Genomic DNA, 16890 nt, shown 5'->3' with positions numbered 1-16890 from the left:
TGGGTGGTCAGGAATGCAGTGGGCAGATCGGCCGCGCTCGCGGACGGCCCTCGATCGCCACGATGCGGCAGGAAACTGGCTGCGACCGGGCCGATACCGGTTCCGCGTGAACGCCTCGGATGCGGGTGCAGGCGAAAAGGGCTGGGATGTCTGCGGGGTCTCCTCCCCGGTGGATTGGGGGCAGGCCTGAGATCCGTCGAGCTTATGGGGAGGCGGTGGATGGGTGTCTCACAGCCGGCGAGGCCAGCGGAGCGACCCCCACTCCTAACCTCCCCCACAGGGGGGAGAGGGACGCGTCGAGCTCTTGAAGACGCGGAGTTGCCAATCCGGTAGCCTGCCGAGAATAGCCTTCCCATAGAAGGGGAGCCGGTGCACCGCGAACTCACCTGGAATGACCACCAGCCCACTGTCCTGATCGACGGTCGCCTCGTCAGAACCGTGTCGATCGGGTCATCCGAACGGGAAACGAGCACGGCACACCAAACCGTCCGCGGCGATCGGCGGGACGACGTCCGTGATCCGCGAGACCGATGCGTCACGGTGATGCGTCCGTGCCACACCGAGCGGCCAAGCGCGGCGGGCTGCGACATCGCGATTGTAATACTATTACACTTCGGCCACGAAACATTATAACGTTTGTGTGTGAGGCGAGATGCGCGTTCAGCGATCAAGGACAGTTCTGGCCGGCGCGATGCTGGCGGGAGCCGGGATGACGGTTCAGCCGGCCGGCGCGCAGCAGGCGCAGGCGACCCTGGAAGAACTCAGCGTCACCTCGCCGAGCCCGATCGTGACCCGTCCCGTGACGGGTCCCATCTCCGGGCCGCCCATCGGCGTGCTGCCCGTCGTCACCAACACCTTCTCGCCGGTCACGGTCGTGACGGCCGAGCAGATCGCCCGCGACCAACCGCGCACCCTGGGCGACGCCCTGTTCGACCGGCCCGGCATCTCGGGCACGAGCTACGCGCCCGGCGCGGCCAACCGCCCGATCATCCGCGGCCTCGACAACAACCGGGTCCGTATCCAGGAGAACGGCGTCGGCATCCAGGACGTCTCCGAACTCGGCGAGGATCACGGCGTCCCGATCAACCCGCTGGTGGCCAACCGCATCGAGGTGATCCGCGGGCCGGCCTCCCTGCGCTTCGGCTCGCAGGCGATCGGCGGCGTGGTCAGCGCCGAGAACAACCGGGTGCCGACCTACATTCCGGCCAACGGCGTGTCGGGCTCGGCCACCACCGGCTACTCCTCGGTGGACAATGGCCGCCTCGCCGCCGTGACGGTGGATGGCGGATCGGGCAACGTCGCGGTCCATGCCGACGGCTTCCGCACCGCCGCCGACAGCTACGCCATTCCGGGCGGCATCCAGCGCAACTCGGCCAACGAGAGCCAGGGCGGCGCGGTCGGCATGTCGTTCATCGGCGAGCGCGGCTTCGTCGGCCTGTCCTACAGCCATTACGACGCGGTCTATCAGATCCCCGGCGCCGACGCCGCCGAGAGCCGCACCCGCCTCGATCCGCGACAGGACCGCCTGCTGGCTCGGGGTGAGTACCGCCCCGTCGAGGGACCGATCGCGGCCGTGCGCTTCTGGCTCGGCGGGTCGGTCTATCGCCATGACGAGATCGGCATCGGCGAGAACGGGGTCGACGGCATCCAGGCCACCTTCAAGAACCGCGAGGCAGAGGGACGCGTCGAGCTCCAGCACGTGCCCGTCGCCCTGCCGTTCGGCACACTCACGGGCGCCCTCGGTATTCAGGCCGGCCGGCGCACCCTCGGGACGGCCGGCGAGGCCGGCGGGTTGCTGGCCCCGACCGATTCCCGCAGCAATGCGGTCTACCTGTTCGAGGAACTGGCGGTGGGCGGCGGCCTGCGCTTCCAGGCGGCCGGCCGCATCGAGGGCGACCGCGCCACCGGCACCGCCACGGCGTTCCCCGGCGACTACCTGCCGGTGGAGGGCGAGGAGCCCCTGGCCTTCGGGCGCCGCCGCAAGTTCGCCCCGAAGAGCGCCAGCTTCGGCGTCCTGCAGGACCTGCCTTACGGCTTCGTGGCGAGCGTCAACGGCTCGTTCGTCGAGCGGGCGCCGACCGCTTACGAACTCTATTCGCGCGGCGCGCATGACGCGACCGAGACCTTCGAGATCGGCAGCTCGACTCTGAAGAAGGAGCTGGCCCGCACGGTGGAAGCCAGCATCCGCCGGGCCGAGGGGCCGCTGCGCCTCGACGCGACCGGCTACTTCACCCGCTATACCGGGTTCATCTACAAGCGCGATACCGGCACTCGCTGCGGCGACGATTTCGCCTCGTGCGGCAGCGACGACGAGTTGCAGCAGATCGTCTACTCTCAGCGCAACGCCACCTTCTACGGCGCCGAGATCGGCGCGCAGCTCGACCTGATCCGGGTGGGCAACGGTTTTGCCGGCCTCGACGCGCAGTATGATTTCGTGCGTGCCCAGTTCGACGACGGCACCTTCGTGCCGCGCATCCCGCCCCACCGCCTCGGCGGCGGTCTGTTCGTGCGGGCCGACGGCTGGTTCGCCCGGGTGAACCTGCTCCATGCCTTCGCCCATACCGAGATCGCCCCGATCGAGACCGTCACGCCGGGCTACGACGACCTGCGGGCGGAGGTCAGCTACACCAAGCCCCTCGATCCGCGCCTCTACGGCATGAGCGAGGTGACCCTCGGCCTCCAGGGCCGCAACCTGCTCGACGATCGCATCCGCAACTCGGCCTCGTTCAAGAAGGACGAAATCCTGCTGCCGGGCCGCAACGTCAGGCTGTTCCTGACCGCCCGGTTCTGACGGCCCTCTTGTGATGGCCTTCTTCCGCCGGTCTTGGTCTCAACCTGGACACGCGAAGATAAAGGCCGACGTGTCGACGCGGGCGTGCTAGAAGAACCCAACCCCGCACGACCCCGTGTCCTGGGCAACTCCATGAGGCCCAAGTGGCTAACGCGTTCAAGAGCGGTGCGTCGCAATCGCGCTCGACCAATGACTTCAACGAGCGCGCCAAGCAGCTGTCCGAGCGGCTGGGTGCGATCGAGAAGCCGATCCAGATGAAGCGCGGAAACGCGCCGCGCCGGACCTTCAAGGCCGGTCCGCGTCCTGAGGAAGAGACCAGCGAGCAGGCCGAGCCGCAGACCGAGGGCAACGAGGGCCAGGAGGTCGAAGAATCGGAGGTTGCGGATTCGGAGACCGAAGACCGCGAGACCGAAGATCACAAGGGCGCCTGATCGCGACCGGTTCGCATCGCCCGCTGCCGGGCGGTGCCGAAACGACAGAAGGGCCGGCGAGGGATCGCCGGCCCTTCTGTCGTTTCGGGGTGATGTCGGCCCGGAGCGGCGTGCCGGCCCGGAACCAAATGTCGGCCGATTGCCGGATGTCAGCGGCGGGCTTTGGCCTTGCGGGCCGCGTAGCGGGCATCGCGGGCCGCTTTCTTCTCGGCAAGTTCCGCCGCCTTGCGCTCGGCGGCGGCCAGAGCCTCGGCCTCCTCGCGGGCGATCTGGGCGGCGAGTTCCGCCTCCTCGCGCGCGCGCTTGGCCTCGGCTGCGGCCTTCTCGGCAGCGATCCGGGCGGCTTCCCGCTCCCGGGCGCGCTCCTCGCGGGCGCGAGCCACCTCGGCGCGGGCCTGGGCCTTGGCGATCATCTCCGGATCGTCGGCCGGCGGGCGGGCCTTGAATTTTTCCAGCAGCATCTGCTTGGCGCTGAGGGAGTTCTTACGGCGGTCGTCGAAATTCCGATAGTCGAAGGCGCCCATCTGACCTTTCTCATGTGGTGAGTCGCCCGCATCCGGCGTGGTGCACGCGCGGCATGGGGCCGTGGGGGAATGATCGTTTCGGGTGTTTCAAATCGCAGCAGCCCCATGCCTGAGGGACTGGCGGGAATCAACAGAAGCCGCCCATGGGCGAGCGGCTTCTGACAGCTTGTTGAAACGATGCCTCAGTAGTTCGGCATCGCAGCGCCGAAATTCAACCGATGCGGCTCACGCCGCAAGTCGGTCGATGCGGCTCACGCCGCCTGGAGGTTGCCGGCCGACTGCTTGCCGGTGCGGCGGTCGCTCTCGATCTCGTAGGACACCTTCTGTCCCTCGATGAGGTTGCGCATGCCGGCGCGCTCCACGGCCGAGATGTGGACGAACACGTCCTTGCCGCCATCATCCGGCTGGATGAAGCCGTAGCCCTTGGTCTCGTTGAACCATTTCACGGTGCCCGTGCTCATGGGAATCCTCCTGAAGCGTTTTGGGGTGGAGCGTGATCTTGCCTGCCATCGGCTGCCCGGCACCCGCGCGATCTCGCACGGGCACCCGAGGCGCAGGGTCTTCGAATGGGATTGCGATCGCAGCGGCATCCGTGGACGGGCCTGGCGGGCAGGCTCGACGCAATGACGAATGTGCTACCCGGTGGGAACCGGCCATGGAGCGATGGGGTCAAAATTCGGAAGCCTGCGACGGGAGGACAAGGCGCTGGCGTGAATCGGGTTCCCTCGCCGATCGACGAAAGCGCATCCCGCCACAGGGGCTTACGCGATCGCGCCTTGCTGAACGGGATTCGCCAGACCGGGTTTGCGAACCGGTGGAGGACGGGGACGGCGGCATCACGTCCGGGCGAGGTGGGGGGTGACGCGGTTGCTGCCACGCCGCCGCATCGATAGGTTGACGGCCTTCACGATCTGGCCCGAACGGGCTTTCGAAGGCCGCCATGGCCTTAACGTCTTGGAGAGGGCGGCGCCCGATCCTGGGTCCGTGCGGTCGGGGCGGAGGTGGAATGACGGGGTCCGTGAGTCAGCGACGATGCATCCGGGGACCGACGCGGGGCTCAAAGCGGGGCCTGATGCCGGGCCCGGTCGGGAACAGCCATTCGTGACGCGGATTCGGGGGCGGGTTCGACACGTGACGCTGCTGAGGCTGGCGCGCGCCGCCTGGCCGCTGGCCGCCGGTCTCACCGGGGCGGGCGGGGCTGCCGTGCCGGCGGCGGCCTTCGACCTGTTCGGGCTGTTCGGCTCCGAGGAGGAGCCGCCGGCGCCGAGCGCCGCGGCCCTGCCCTACACGGTGAAGATCTCCGGCATCGACGATGACGACGTCCTGCGGGCGCTGCAGGACACCTCGACCCTCTATCGCCTGCGCCAGGAAGCGCCGCCGGACGGCGAGGGCCTGGTCCGCCGGGCGGAGGCCGACCAGCGCCGCCTCGCCGACGTGCTGTCCGGCTACGGCTATTACCAGGGCACGGTGACGATCCGCATCGACGGCGTGGTGCTGGCCGGCGAGCCGAGCGTCGTCCCGGCCGCCCGCGCGGCGGAGGCGTCGCGCGCCCGCGCCCTGGTTCCGGTCAAGATCGTGGTCGATCCCGGCCCGCTCTACACCCTGCGCTCGATCGCAGCCCGCGACCTCCGGGGCAACCCGTTCCCCGAGGAGATCCTGCCGGAGCGCTTCACCCGTGTCGGCGCCGACGTGCCGGCCCGCTCGGCCACCGTGCTGGCCCGCGAGGCGAAGATCGTCGACCGCTTCCGGGCGCTGGGCCATCCCTTCGCCAAGGCGGCCGCGCGCGATCCCGTCGTGGACGACGCCGCCCACGTCATGGACGTGACCTACACCATCGATCCGGGTCCGATCGCCGGCCTCGGCGAGGTCGCGGTGCGCGGCACCAAGGACATCGATCCGGCGGTGGTGCGCTCGTTCATCTACGCCGAGCCGGGCGATCCCTACTCGCCCAAGGCGGTTTCCGACATTCGCCGCTCGGTCGCCAAGGTCGAGGGCCTCGGCTCGATCCGGGTGCGCGAGGGCGAGACCCTCGACCCCTCCGGCAACCTGCCGATCTTCGTCGACGTCACGGAACGCGAGAAGAACCTGATCGGCGTCGCGGCCCGCTACTCCACCGTCGATGGACCGGGCATCCGGGCCTATTACGCCAACCGCAATCTGTTCGGCGGCGGCGAGACCTTCCGGGTCGATGCCGACATCTACTATCTGGGCAACGATCTCTACGCCAAGCAGCGCAAGGCCGCCGGTATCGATTCGAACGGCCTCGGCGGGCGGCTCTCGGCCACCTTCGTCAAGCCGGCCCTGTGGGGCACCCGCAACGATTTCATCGCCAACGTCTTCGCGGGCCGCGAGGCGCAGCAATCCTACGTCAGCGACGCGGCCGGCGGCACGGTGGCCCTGCGCCACCGCTTCTCCGACACCTTCTTCGCCCAGGTCGGCCTCGACGGACAGGCGGGGCGCTCGCAGGATGCCCTCGGCAAGGTCGATTACCGCCTCATCGGCGTGCCGGTCTCGGTGTCCTACGATTCCACCGACAACCTGCTCGATCCGACCGAGGGCGTGCGCCTGACCGCCTCGGCGACGCCCTATGCGGGCATCCTCGGCTCCGACCCGTCGATCTTCGTCGCCAAGGCGCAGGGCTCGACCTACTACGCCTTCGACGACGAGGCCCGCTACATCCTGGCCGGCCGCATCGGCTTCGGCTCGATCTCGGGGGCCAGCCTCGAGGATATCCCGGCCAATATCCGCTTCTTCGCCGGCGGCGGCGGCTCGGTGCGCGGCTTCCCCTATCGGACGCTTGGGCCGCGCGGACCTTTCAACCTGCCGATCGGCGGCCGCAGCCTGCTCGAAGCTTCGGTTGAGGCGCGCATCAAGGTCACCGACACGATCGGGGTGGTGCCGTTCATCGACGCCGGCACGGCCTTCGCCGGCAGCGTCCCCGACTTCGACGAGCGCATCCGCTACGCGGTCGGCCTGGGCCTGCGCTACTACACCGGCATCGGCCCGATCCGGGTCGACGTCGCCTTCCCGATGGACCGCATCAAGGGCAACCGCGAGCGCCCCGTGGCCCTGTACATCAGCCTGGGACAGTCCTTTTGATGGGATTTCGGAAGCGTTCCCATGCGGGGATCTCGATCGCGTGGATAGCGACCCTCTCCCCTCTGCGGGCGAGGGTGCCTGCGGGGCAGGCGGGAGAGGGGGCGCCCTGTCCGGACACGTCGCTCCCTTCTCCCGACCCGCTCCGCGGGTCACCCTCCCTCGCAAGGAGGGGCGGGAAAGCGCGCCTCCTCGCCGCCACCCTGTGCCTGTCCGTCTTCGCCGCGACGCCCGCCACCCTCACCCGTGCCGATGACGGCGAGAAGACCGTGCTGGGCGGCCTGCTGTCGAAGGCCCTGTCGACGCCGGGGTCGCGGGTCGCCATCGGGGCGGTGGACGGTGCCCTGTCGTCGGACGCCACCATCCGCGACGTGGCGATCAGCGACGCCAACGGCGTCTGGCTGAAGCTCGACCGGGCGCGCCTGGTATGGCGCCGCCTGGCGCTCCTGTCGGGCCGCCTGGAGGTGGAGAGCCTGGAAGTCGGGCGCCTCGAAGTGCTGCGCCGCCCCCTTCCCGCTCCGGTCTCGGCGACGCCCGAGCCCGACGGGTCGCTGCTGCCCGACCTGCCGGTCAAGGTCGAGATCAAGACGTTCAAGCTCGCCGAACTGATCCTCGGCGAGGCCCTGGCCGGGCAGCCGGCCCGCCTCACCGCCGAGGGCCGGGCCAAGCTCGGTGCCCCGTCCGAGGGCCTCGACCTCGACGTCTCCGTGCGCCGCCTCGACGCCGAGGGCCGGTTCGGCGCCCGGTTGCTGTTCGTGCCGAAGGGCGAGATTCTGGAGTTGAAGACCACCCTGGTGGAGCCCGCCGGCGGGCTCCTGTCCAAGGCCGCCAACCTGCCGGGGACGCCGGCGATCAATCTCGACCTCGACGGGCGCGGCAGCCTCGACGCCTGGAATGCCCGCCTCGACTTCGATGCCGGCCCCGATCTCGGCGCCCGGGGCACCGCCCGCATCTCCCGCATCGGTGCGGAGCGCCGGCTCGCCCTCGACCTCGCCTCGCGGATCGAGGGGCTGCTGCCCGGCCCGGCCGCGGCGATCTTCTCCGGCACGACCAAGCTCGACGGTGGCCTGCGCTTTTCCGACAGCGGCGCCTTCGGCATCGACCGCCTGGAACTCGCCTCGCGCACCGCCCGCCTCGAGGCCCGGGGTACCCTGACCGCCGATCGGGTCGCCGACTTCCTCGTCTCCGCCCGCGCCGTGCCCACCGAGGGCGGCGTCACCAAGGCGGCGGATGCCGAACTCGACACCCTGGTGTTCGACGGCAGCCTGAAGGGACCGATCGCGCGTCCCATCGTCAACGGCACCCTCAAGGCCGCGGGCCTGCGCGCCGGCGGCTCGGCCCTGGAGCGGATCGACGCCGCTCTGTCGATGGTGCCGGCCGGCACCGACCCGGCGGCCGCGCGCTTCGCGCTTTCCGCCGACGCCAAGGTCGACGGCCTGCGCCTCGCCGATCCGGCCCTGCGCCGGGCCATCGGATCGCGGGCCGGATTGACCTTCCGCGGCACGCTGCAGCCCGACGGCGTCGTCGATGTCGCCGCGTTCACGCTCGACGGGCCGACGGCCCGCGCGACCTATGCCGGCAAGGTCGGGCAGAACACCCTCACGGGCACGCTCGACGCGGCCCTGTCCGATCTCGCGGCCTTCTCGGAGGTGGCCGGGCGGCCGCTCTCCGGCACCCTGACGGCGCGGGCGGCGCTGAGCGGCGATCCGGCCCGCAAGGCGGTCAATGCCGATGTGGATCTGCGCACCTCGGGCCTCGTCCTGTCGTTGCCGGCCCTCGACCGCACGCTCGGTCCCTCGCCGCGCTTCAGCGGCCGCCTGTCTCAGGTCTATGACGGCTACGCCTTCGACAATGCCCGCTTCGAGGGGGCCGAGATCGTCGGCCGCCTGGAGGGGCGCGCCACCGCGCGCCTGGCCGACGCCAAGCTGGTGGTCGACCTGAAGGACCTCTCGACCCTCGACCCGAAGCTCGCCGGCCGCGCGCTCCTCGACGGACGCCTCACCGGCACCCTGGAGAAGCCCGACCTCAAAGCCACGCTCACCACCGACGACGCCCGCGCCCTCGGGCGGCCCCTGCGCGACCTCCGGGTCGAGACGGCGCTGACGGACATCACCGGCACCCTCGACGGCACCCTGCGGGTGTCCGGCGAGGTGGGTGGCAAGGCCCTGCGCGGCGATGCCCACGTGGCCCGGCCGTCGCCCGATGCCTGGATCCTCGACCGCCTCGCCTTCGGCCTCGGCTCCGTCGCCCTGGACGGCCATGCCGCCCTCGACGCCCGCACCCTTCTCACCGAGGGGGCGCTGGCCCTCAAGGCTGGCAACCTCGACGATCTCGCGCCCCTGGCCCTGACGCCCATGGGCGGCAACGTCGAAGCGGCCATCACCCTGTCCCGCGCGGGCGGGCGCCAGGATGCCGCCATCCTGGCGAACGGGGCGTCGCTCCGGTTCGGCGAATTCGGCCTGTCGCGCCTCGACGCCGATCTGAAAGGGCGGGACCTGCTCGGCCGTCCGGTCGTCGACGGGCGGGTCAATGCCGACCGCATCCTCGCCTCCGGGCAGAGCCTCGACACCGTGCGGCTCGTCGCCGTGGGCTCGCCCAGCGCCAGCGACATCACCCTCACGGCCAAAGCCCGGGGCTTCGACCTCGACGGCGCCGCCCGGCTCGTGCCCGGCGAGCGCACGCGCATCGAGCTGGCCCGCTTCTCCGCCGCGCGCGGCGGCGACCGTTTCGCCCTGGCCGGCCCCGCCAGCGTGACCCTCGACGCGGGCTCGGCCGTGATCGACAATCTCGTGGTCGCCGCCGGCAGCGGCCGCCTCAGCCTGTCGGGCCGGGTCGGACAGGCCCTCGACCTCAAGCTCGGTATCCGTAGCCTGCCCCTGGCCCTGGCGCGGATCGCTTCGCCCAACCTCGCCCTGACCGGAACCCTGGACGGCGAGGCCGACTTGCGAGGCTCGGCGAGCCGGCCCGAGGGTCGCTACGCCCTGACGGTCGCCCGCCTCGTCACGCCCGAGACCCGCAAGGCCGGCCTCCCGCCCATCGACGCACGGGCGAGCGGCACGGTGAGCGACGGACGCGCCGGCATCGACGGACGGGTGTCCGCCGGGCGCGGGGCCGAGATGACGGTGACGGGCTCCCTGCCGGTGGCGCCGGGCGAGGCCCTGGCGGTGAAGCTGCGCGGGACCCTCGACGCGGCGCTCGCCAACAGCTTCCTCAGCGTCGGCGGTCAGCGGGTCGCCGGCCGCATCGCCCTCGATGCCGGCGTGGCCGGCACCCTCGCGGCCCCCCGGGCCGAGGGCAGCGCCACCCTGACGGGTGGTTCCTTCACCGACCCGCTCCAGGGCATCCGCCTCACCAACATCGAGGGCCGGGTGACCGGGCGCGGGGACACCCTGGTGGTGGAGCGCCTGACCGCCCTGACCCGCAACGGCGGCAGCCTGCGCGGCGACGGCAAGGTGGCGCTCGATCCCGCCGCCGGCTTCCCCGGCTCCATCCGGGTGATGGCCGAGCGCGCCGAACTGGTCTCCAGCCCGCTGATGACGGCGGTGGCGAGCCTCAATCTCGCGCTGACGGGGCCGCTGGCCCGGACGCCGAAGGTGGCCGGCCGCATCGACCTCGTCTCGGTCGACGTCTCGGTGCCGGACCGCCTGCCCGCCACGGTGCAGCCCCTGCCCGAGATCCGCCGGGTCAACACGCCGCCGGACGTCCGCGCCCGCCTCGCCGCGCGCGCCGACCGCCGCGCCAAGATCGCGGCCCTGGGCCGCAAGGGCAAGGCCGCCGCGCCCTTCGACGCCACCCTCGACGTGGCGGTGAACGCGCCCAACCGCATCTTCGTGCGCGGCCGCGGCATCGATGCCGAACTCGGCGGATCGCTCCGGCTGACCGGCTCCTCGCGCGACCCCGTCGCCACCGGCGATTTCGAGATGCGGCGCGGCCGCCTCAGCGTGGTCGGCCAGCGCCTCGACTTCACCCGCGGGCGCCTGGTTTTCGGCGGCGAGATCGCTACCCCCGACCTCGACTTCGTCGCCGAGACCAAGGCCGCCGAGGTCACGGCGCGCATCGCCGTCACCGGGCCGGCCAACCAGCCGAGCTTCCTGCTCACATCGGACCCGAGCCTGCCGCAGGACGAGGTGCTGTCGCGCCTGCTGTTCAAGAAGGCTTCGGGTGGCCTATCGCCGTTCCAGGCGCTGCAGCTGGCGCAGGCGGTGGCGCAGTTCTCGGGCGGGGCCGGCGGCGTGGACGTGTTCGAGCAGGCCCGCAAGGGCCTGGGGCTCGACAGCCTCGACGTTTCCACGGGCGCCAGCGGCGGACCGGCACTCGGCGCCTCGCGCTATCTCAGCGACCGCCTCAGCGTCGGCGTGAAGGCCGGCGCCAAGCCGGCCGATACGGCGGCGACGGTGGATTACGACGTGACCCGGCGCATCAAGATCCAGGGCGAGGCCGGCAGCGACGGCCGCACGGCGGTGGGTGTCGGCGCCGAGTGGGAATACTGAGCCTCAGCGCATCAGCCCGAACGCATCAGCCCGAACGCATTAGCCTCAGCGCATCACCCAGAGTGCCTGGCCGAACCGGCTCATCGGCTCGTGGAAATGGGTGACGAGAACGATCGCCCACAGCGTGCCGAGAAGCGTGGTGAGGCCGAGCAGGATCACCTCGCCGGATTCGTGCAGCCGCAGGAAGCGACGGGCGACGGAGGAGGACATGGAGGGAGAAACGGGATCGTGCGCGCGGTTGGCCATTGCGTCTCCAGAGCGGGTTTGATCTGACGTGTCCCGCCGCAAGGCATGGGCCAGCCTGTGTTCGAGACCCGGCTTTCGCCGGCCTCTCGTGCAACCGTGAAGGCTGCGGCTCGCCCGTCCCCCCACTCCGTCAGGACACGCCCAATCCCGTGACCGCCGCATCCCTGCTGATCTACCCGGATCCCGGCTTGCGCCGTGTCGCGGAGCCTGTCCTGCACGTCGACGAGGCCTTACGGGCCGCCGCCCGCGACCTCGAGGCGGTGATGCTGGCGGTTTCGGCCCTTGGGCTGACCCTGCCGCATATCGGTCGCCCGCAGCGCCTCGTGCTGCTGCGGATGGAGCCGGGCGAGCCGGTGACCGCCTACGTCAACCCCGAGATCGTCTGGGCCTCGCCGGAGCGTGGCCCGCAAACGGAGGGGAGCGTGTCGATGCCGGGGGTGATGGAGGTGGTCGATCGCGCCGTGCGGGTCCGGGTCCGCTACCGCGACCTCGACGGGACGGAGCGGGAAGAGGAGGCGGAGGGGTTCCGGGCGGCCTGCCTGCAGCACGAGATCGATCAGCTCGACGGCGTCTTCTGGATCGAGCGCCTGTCCCGCTTGCGCCGCGAGCGCGCGATCAAGCGCTTCGCCAAGCTGCGCCGAGCCGGTGCCTGAGGCCGATCGTGGCTCGGATTCGGCCGCCATGCGTTATCGCACGGCAGCGGAACGCCCCTTCCCCCTGTTGAGCGCCGCTCGCGCGCAGATCGGCCCGATAGACCCGATGCGATTTCTCCTGCTCGTCCTCGCCCTCGGCGCCGTCGTGCCGTTCGGTGCCTCGGCCGCACCGGCCGCGGCGGTGGCGCCGCCCCCGGCCATCGGCTGCCCGTCGCTGGCCAATCTGCGCCTGCTTCTGCGGCAGGCGAAGAACGATGCCGGCGCGGCCGCCGCGATGCTGGCCGACGACAAGGCCGATCACCTCGGCTGCGCCGTCGTCGCCCGTGAGACGGTCTCGAGGATCGCGGAGCACCTCTCGCTCAACGGCAACGCCTACGATTGCCTGACCCTGCGGACCACCGCCATCTGCCAATGGGTGGTGGCCGGCACGGTTGCGCCGGCCGGCGCTACGCCGGGCAAATCCCGATCCGGCGACAAGGGGCGTGCCCCGGAGAAAGCCACACCTCCCGAGAAAGCCGCGCCACCGGAGAAAGCCCGCCGATGATTCGTCCCTGTCTGTTCGCGAGCTTTCTCGTTCTGGGAGCCACCGGCGTGGCGGAGCCGGCCCGGGCCGCCGAAACGACCGATGTCATCGGCTGCGACACCCTGGTCGAGCTTCGGGTTCTGATGGCACGGGGCGATCACGCAGCGATCGAAGCCGCTCTTCCCGGCCATCCGGGCTGCCGCCGGATCGCACGGGCTCGGATCGGGGCGGCGGAGCATCGCGCCATGGTCGGCGGTGCCCCGTTCGAATGCCTCGCCGTCACGCAGGCGAGTGCGTGCGCGTGGATTCTGCCATAAGTTGAAGCCGGCCGCGCGTCTGGACGGGACGACGCGAGACCAGACCATGAGGGGATGTATGTCGGGACCGATACGAGCGCGCGGTGTGGGGATCTTGGGCGGCGTGAGCCTTGCCGTGGCGGTGGCGACGACGGGGGCGCTGGCCCAGGGCGCCTCGACGCCGATCCAGAGCCCGCAGGACGCGGCCTGCCGCGACGAGGCCCGCGACAAGGTGTTCTCCACCCCCGATCCGAAGGGCCTCGGCCTCTACGCCATCGGTCGTCAGCTCTACTTCGCCTGCATGAAGCGCAATCCGGCCGCACCGCGCCGGCGGGAACGGCCCCGGACCTAGCGCCGAGGCCTCATGACGCCCCGGCGGGTCGAAATCAGACGCTGAGCGGGGCGCCGATGCGGGCGCGCAGGACGTGCCGAAGGTTCTCGTTGGCGGTGGTGTCGGCATCCAGGGCCGACATCAGGCGGAGCAGGCGGCTGATCGGCGTGGTCCGGTCCTGGACCGCCGCATCGATCAGGGAGTGGAGGGGCGCCTGCTCGCAGGGCATCTGAGAGGTCGGGTTCGTCTGGGCCGGCTGGGGCATGGTCCGCGGATCCGTTGCGTGATCGGACGCGATCACGGCCGGCTCGCTACGCCATCATTTGACGGGGCGCCAGAGTTTTTTGCCATCTATCCATAGCCGGCACGCAATCCTGTCCTGCGCACCGGAACAAACACGGATCAAGTGGGAAATGTGTGGATCGCTGCAGATCCCGCACCGCCTGTGACCCGGATGCCGGCTCAGGCGATGCGAATCGACCTCACCGTGCCAGGGGAGAATCCCGGTAGCCGTCGAGGAGATCCTGCGGGTCCCGGTAGAGGGCGATGCAGCCCGCCGCGCTCAGACCCGCCTCGGGAAATCCCCCGCACAGCACGCCGACGGTGCGCAGCCCGGCCTTGTTCGCGGCCTCGGCATCGTAGGGCGTATCGCCGATGACGATCGCCGCCTCGGCCGAGAGCGGCGCCAGCTTTGTCAGGGCAGCCTGAAAGATGTCGGGGAACGGCTTCGAGCGCTCGACGTCGTCGGAGCTGACGACGACGTCGGTCAGATCCTCGATCTCGAGGAGCGACTGATAATGCGCGACCTCGCTGCCCTTGCCGGACGAGGCCAGGGCCAGGGTGATCCCCTCCCCCTTTAGGTGCTGGAACAGGGCGCGAACGCCCGGAAACGGCTTCACCTTCGGCAGGTAGTCGCGCTTGAACAGGTCCGAGCGATAGGCCTCGATCGCCTCGCCTTCACGCTCCACCCGCTCCGCGTCGAGGAACACCGGCAGGAGCTGGTCGCCGCCCTTGCCGATCTGGCTCCGGGCCTGGTCTTGCGAGACGGTCACGCCGAAATGCGCGAAGGCGTCGACCCAGGCCTGGGCGTGGAGATCGACGCTGTCGAGCAAGGTCCCGTCGATATCGAAGATCACCGCCCGCACGGTCTTGGTCATCACGTCGTCCCGGTCCCGAAGCCGGCCTCCGGCCGACCAGCCGAGGCACCGGGGGCGAACGGGTGATGATCCCGACTGTTCCGCCGCCGCCTCGGTTTTCCGGGGCGTGCGGGGCGGGTCTAGCGCGGAAAGATGTGCAGGCCGTCGTCGGGCAGGAGATTGCGGGCCGGACCGCCGGTCTGCTGGCCGCGGCCCTGCTGGTAATAGGGCAACTCCGGGCGCCGGTCGTTGTCGCCGCCCGAATCGTACTCGTAGGGCCGGCTCCAGGGGGCACGGCCGCCGACGCCGCCGGTGCTGTCGACATCGAGGATCACCGGGCCGTCCCGCAGGGGGCCGGGACCCGCCACGGCGCCGATCGGAAGGCCCGCGATGCTGAGGGCCAGGAGGGTCGAGAGGGTGGTCTTCATGATGCCTCGTGGAGACAGGAGGGTGCGCGCAACCGGCCGGCGCATCGCCGTCTTGACGCGGTCAACGGTCAAGGTTCCGCTTCGTTCCGCCGCAGAGGCGGGGCCGCGACGGATACGAAAAAACCCGCTCCCCCAGGGGAAGCGGGCTTTTGCTCTCATCGCAGTCCGAGAAGCCTCGGGCGAAGCTCAGTGCACCGTGGCGACGCTCTCGGCACCGAGGTGACGGGCGGATGCACGGGGCGCCCGGGTTGCGGCACTCTTGGTGGAAGCGCTCTTCGTCGTGCCGGCCTTGTCGGCCGCCTGGGTCTTGGATGCAGCAGCCTTTGACGAAGCAGTCTTGGTCGCAGCAGTTTTGGCCGACGCAGTCTTGGACTCCGCCTTCTTCGACGCGGACTTGCCGGCGCCGGCATCCTTCGCCGAGGCCTTGTCCGAGGCTTTGGCGGCCGCCTTGGCCTTGCCCTCGACGGCGGCGCCGGCGCTGCGGCTCCGGCTCGCCTTGGCCTTCAGGGTCCCTGACAGAACTTCGGCCGGGCTGGCCGAAAGGGTCAGATCCGGGGCGACGCTGTGGACCACGGCGATCTCGGAACGCAAGCCGGCCTGCAGCTCGCGCTCGGCGCGCAGCCAGTGGGCCTCGGCCTGGCCGAAGGTCCGGCCCTCGTCCTCCCAGATGAAATAGGCGCGCTCGCGCACCTGATGGTCGAAGGGGTTCATCGCGGTTTCCTCATCCGTGCGGTCCCGTGTGCCGCCGAAGATGAAACCGGATGGTTAAGCCAGCGTTAACCGCGTCCCTTGGCCGAGGGCTCGGACAGGCGGCGGGCATTGGCCTGCACCGTGCGCCGGTAGCCCGCGACCACCCGGGCGGGAGAGCCGCCGGTCGCCATGAGCAGGACCGCCTCGTTGGCGGCCATGATCTTTTCGGTGACCATGCGCTCGGCCTCGATCTGAGCCGCCGCCCCGCCCGCAGTCATCATCGCCAGGCGCAGACCGATCACCTGCTGCGATTCCATCGCCAGCAGGGTCGCATCCATGCCGAGCTTCCACCACGAACCGAACATGCAGCCTCACTCCCAAAGCCAGCGTCAAGCTTCCGTCGGGCCAATCCGTTCCCGCCGCGCTGACGGTCGACTGGGGATCAATCGAACAGGCGGTTCTTCGCGCCCGACCCGCCGAGGCTGATCTTCTTGGCGCCCGATCCGCCGAGGCTGATCTTCTTGGGCGGCGCGGCGGCCGGGCTCGGGACGGCGGGGCGGGCCGGCTTCAGACGGGACTGGCCGTAGACCACGGAGCCGATCTCGTCGGCGACCCGCACCAGATCCTCGCGCTCGCAGGCCCGCGCCACCCGCAGGCCGAGCTGGTGCATGTGGCTCTTGCCGTAGAGGTAGACCGCGAGGCGCGCCCGCGTGGTGGTCGACATGGCGTCGAGAATTTCGGGCAGGTCGTCCTCGTCGGCCCGGTAGACCTGTCCGAGGAGTTCGAGGGAGACCGGGCAATCCGGGTCCGGAACGGCGCCGCTGGTCGGATGGGACTGCGTCATGGAGCGTCTGCCTGTGCGAGGGGTGGTGGGGTCGCGGCCGCGAAACCGGCCGCGATGGGAGTCGGTGCGTCCGCCTCCGGGCGCACCGGAACCGGCGGCGTGGCCGGGCCCAGGGGTGCGAGGCATCCCGTGCAGACGGAGGCGATGGCGATGCGGGACCGTGCCTCGGCCCGCTGCCAGACCGCCTCGCTCCGGGCCCGCGCGGCCCGGGCGATCGCGTCGTCCGAGGTCGCCGCGCCGCCGAGGCCGGTGAGCGACTCGCCGGCGGGACGGATGCGCAGGAACAGCGGTTCCTGGGCCTGGGCCATGCCCGCCGTCGTCACCCCGATAGCAGGCGCGAGGGTCGCGAGGCTACCGGTGATTGCCAGGGCGGTGCGAAAGCTCAGCTGCATCGACTCCTCGATCGGACCT

The 16890-nt window shown here is 70.8% G+C and carries 18 protein-coding genes; 8 read left to right on the top strand and 10 right to left on the bottom strand.

Translation table 11 applies throughout. The features are described from left to right. Positions 1 to 709 precede the first annotated feature (709 nt). Both J7U37_RS01975 and J7U37_RS01970 read left to right on the top strand, forming a co-directional pair. Complete coding sequence (locus J7U37_RS01975) at positions 710 to 2791, top strand: TonB-dependent receptor (protein ID WP_247634651.1); 2082 nt, start codon at positions 710 to 712, stop codon at positions 2789 to 2791. A gap of 143 nt (positions 2792 to 2934) precedes the next feature. Beyond that, positions 2935 to 3222 (top strand): hypothetical protein, encoded by a 288-nt coding sequence (locus J7U37_RS01970; RefSeq protein ID WP_247634650.1) that lies wholly within the window; start codon positions 2935 to 2937, stop codon positions 3220 to 3222. Between the two features lie 149 nt (positions 3223 to 3371). Here the strand turns inward: J7U37_RS01970 and J7U37_RS01965 are convergent, their stop codons facing one another. Beyond that, entirely contained in the window at positions 3372 to 3746 is a 375-nt protein-coding gene (locus tag J7U37_RS01965) for a DUF6481 family protein (protein WP_056180422.1), read from the bottom strand. Positions 3747 to 3997: 251 nt separating this feature from the next. Continuing rightward, on the bottom strand, positions 3998 to 4207 hold the full coding sequence (locus tag J7U37_RS01960; RefSeq protein ID WP_056180426.1) for a cold-shock protein: 210 nt from the start codon (positions 4205 to 4207) through the stop codon (positions 3998 to 4000). Positions 4208 to 4913: 706 nt separating this feature from the next. Here J7U37_RS01960 and J7U37_RS01955 point away from each other — a divergent pair. Together J7U37_RS01955 and J7U37_RS01950 are read left to right on the top strand one after the other, a co-directional pair. After that, entirely contained in the window at positions 4914 to 6845 is a 1932-nt protein-coding gene (locus J7U37_RS01955; RefSeq protein WP_247634734.1) for an autotransporter assembly complex family protein, read from the top strand. A 200-nt stretch (positions 6846 to 7045) separates the two neighbouring features. After that, entirely contained in the window at positions 7046 to 11332 is a 4287-nt protein-coding gene (locus J7U37_RS01950) for a translocation/assembly module TamB domain-containing protein (RefSeq protein WP_247634733.1), read from the top strand. 45 nt (positions 11333 to 11377) lie between these two features. On the opposite strand, the gene J7U37_RS01945 is transcribed toward J7U37_RS01950, so the two are convergent. Then, positions 11378 to 11578 carry a hypothetical protein gene (locus tag J7U37_RS01945; RefSeq protein ID WP_056180429.1) on the bottom strand — a complete coding sequence of 67 codons (201 nt, stop codon included), beginning with the start codon at positions 11576 to 11578 and terminating at the stop codon, positions 11378 to 11380. A gap of 149 nt (positions 11579 to 11727) precedes the next feature. Here J7U37_RS01945 and J7U37_RS01940 point away from each other — a divergent pair, with 149 nt between their 5' ends. The 4 genes from J7U37_RS01940 to J7U37_RS01925 all read left to right on the top strand — a co-directional run bounded on the left by J7U37_RS01940 (position 11728) and on the right by J7U37_RS01925 (position 13402). Further along, positions 11728 to 12231, top strand: coding sequence for a peptide deformylase (locus J7U37_RS01940; protein WP_247634649.1), 504 nt, complete (start codon positions 11728 to 11730; stop codon positions 12229 to 12231). Between the two features lie 106 nt (positions 12232 to 12337). After that, complete coding sequence (locus J7U37_RS01935) at positions 12338 to 12775, top strand: hypothetical protein (RefSeq protein WP_247634648.1); 438 nt, start codon at positions 12338 to 12340, stop codon at positions 12773 to 12775. Beyond that, on the top strand, positions 12772 to 13071 hold the full coding sequence (locus tag J7U37_RS01930; RefSeq protein ID WP_247634647.1) for a hypothetical protein: 300 nt from the start codon (positions 12772 to 12774) through the stop codon (positions 13069 to 13071). The genes J7U37_RS01935 and J7U37_RS01930 overlap by 4 nt, the downstream gene beginning before the upstream one ends. 103 nt (positions 13072 to 13174) lie before the next feature. Next, the gene (locus J7U37_RS01925) at positions 13175 to 13402 is read left to right on the top strand and encodes a hypothetical protein (RefSeq protein WP_247634646.1); all 228 of its coding nucleotides are present in this window, start codon (positions 13175 to 13177) and stop codon (positions 13400 to 13402) included. Positions 13403 to 13436: 34 nt separating this feature from the next. Here the strand turns inward: J7U37_RS01925 and J7U37_RS01920 are convergent, their stop codons facing one another. From J7U37_RS01920 to J7U37_RS01890, 7 genes are all read right to left on the bottom strand, one after another. Next, positions 13437 to 13646: a hypothetical protein gene (locus tag J7U37_RS01920; protein ID WP_056180441.1), complete on the bottom strand. Its 210-nt coding sequence runs from the start codon at positions 13644 to 13646 to the stop codon at positions 13437 to 13439. Positions 13647 to 13863: 217 nt separating this feature from the next. Next, positions 13864 to 14538: an HAD family hydrolase gene (locus tag J7U37_RS01915; RefSeq protein ID WP_247634645.1), complete on the bottom strand. Its 675-nt coding sequence runs from the start codon at positions 14536 to 14538 to the stop codon at positions 13864 to 13866. A gap of 119 nt (positions 14539 to 14657) precedes the next feature. Then, positions 14658 to 14945: a hypothetical protein gene (locus J7U37_RS01910; protein WP_056180551.1), complete on the bottom strand. Its 288-nt coding sequence runs from the start codon at positions 14943 to 14945 to the stop codon at positions 14658 to 14660. A gap of 186 nt (positions 14946 to 15131) precedes the next feature. Then, a complete protein-coding gene (locus J7U37_RS01905) occupies positions 15132 to 15656 on the bottom strand; it encodes a DUF2934 domain-containing protein (protein ID WP_247634644.1) in 525 nt (174 codons plus the stop codon). A 65-nt stretch (positions 15657 to 15721) separates the two neighbouring features. Continuing rightward, positions 15722 to 16000, bottom strand: coding sequence for a hypothetical protein (locus J7U37_RS01900; protein WP_056180451.1), 279 nt, complete (start codon positions 15998 to 16000; stop codon positions 15722 to 15724). A 77-nt stretch (positions 16001 to 16077) separates the two neighbouring features. Next, positions 16078 to 16479 (bottom strand): hypothetical protein, encoded by a 402-nt coding sequence (locus J7U37_RS01895; RefSeq protein WP_056180454.1) that lies wholly within the window; start codon positions 16477 to 16479, stop codon positions 16078 to 16080. Further along, positions 16476 to 16871 (bottom strand): hypothetical protein, encoded by a 396-nt coding sequence (locus tag J7U37_RS01890; RefSeq protein ID WP_247634643.1) that lies wholly within the window; start codon positions 16869 to 16871, stop codon positions 16476 to 16478. Before J7U37_RS01890 ends, J7U37_RS01895 begins: the two co-directional genes overlap by 4 nt. Between the last annotated feature and the right edge of the window lie 19 nt (positions 16872 to 16890).

Origin of the sequence: Methylobacterium sp. 37f (assembly GCF_023093475.1) — a bacterium.
Classification (GTDB): Bacteria; Pseudomonadota; Alphaproteobacteria; order Rhizobiales; family Beijerinckiaceae; genus Methylobacterium.
The sequence above is the reverse complement of the archived record's forward strand: the minus strand, read 5'-3'. Positions and strand labels throughout refer to the sequence as shown.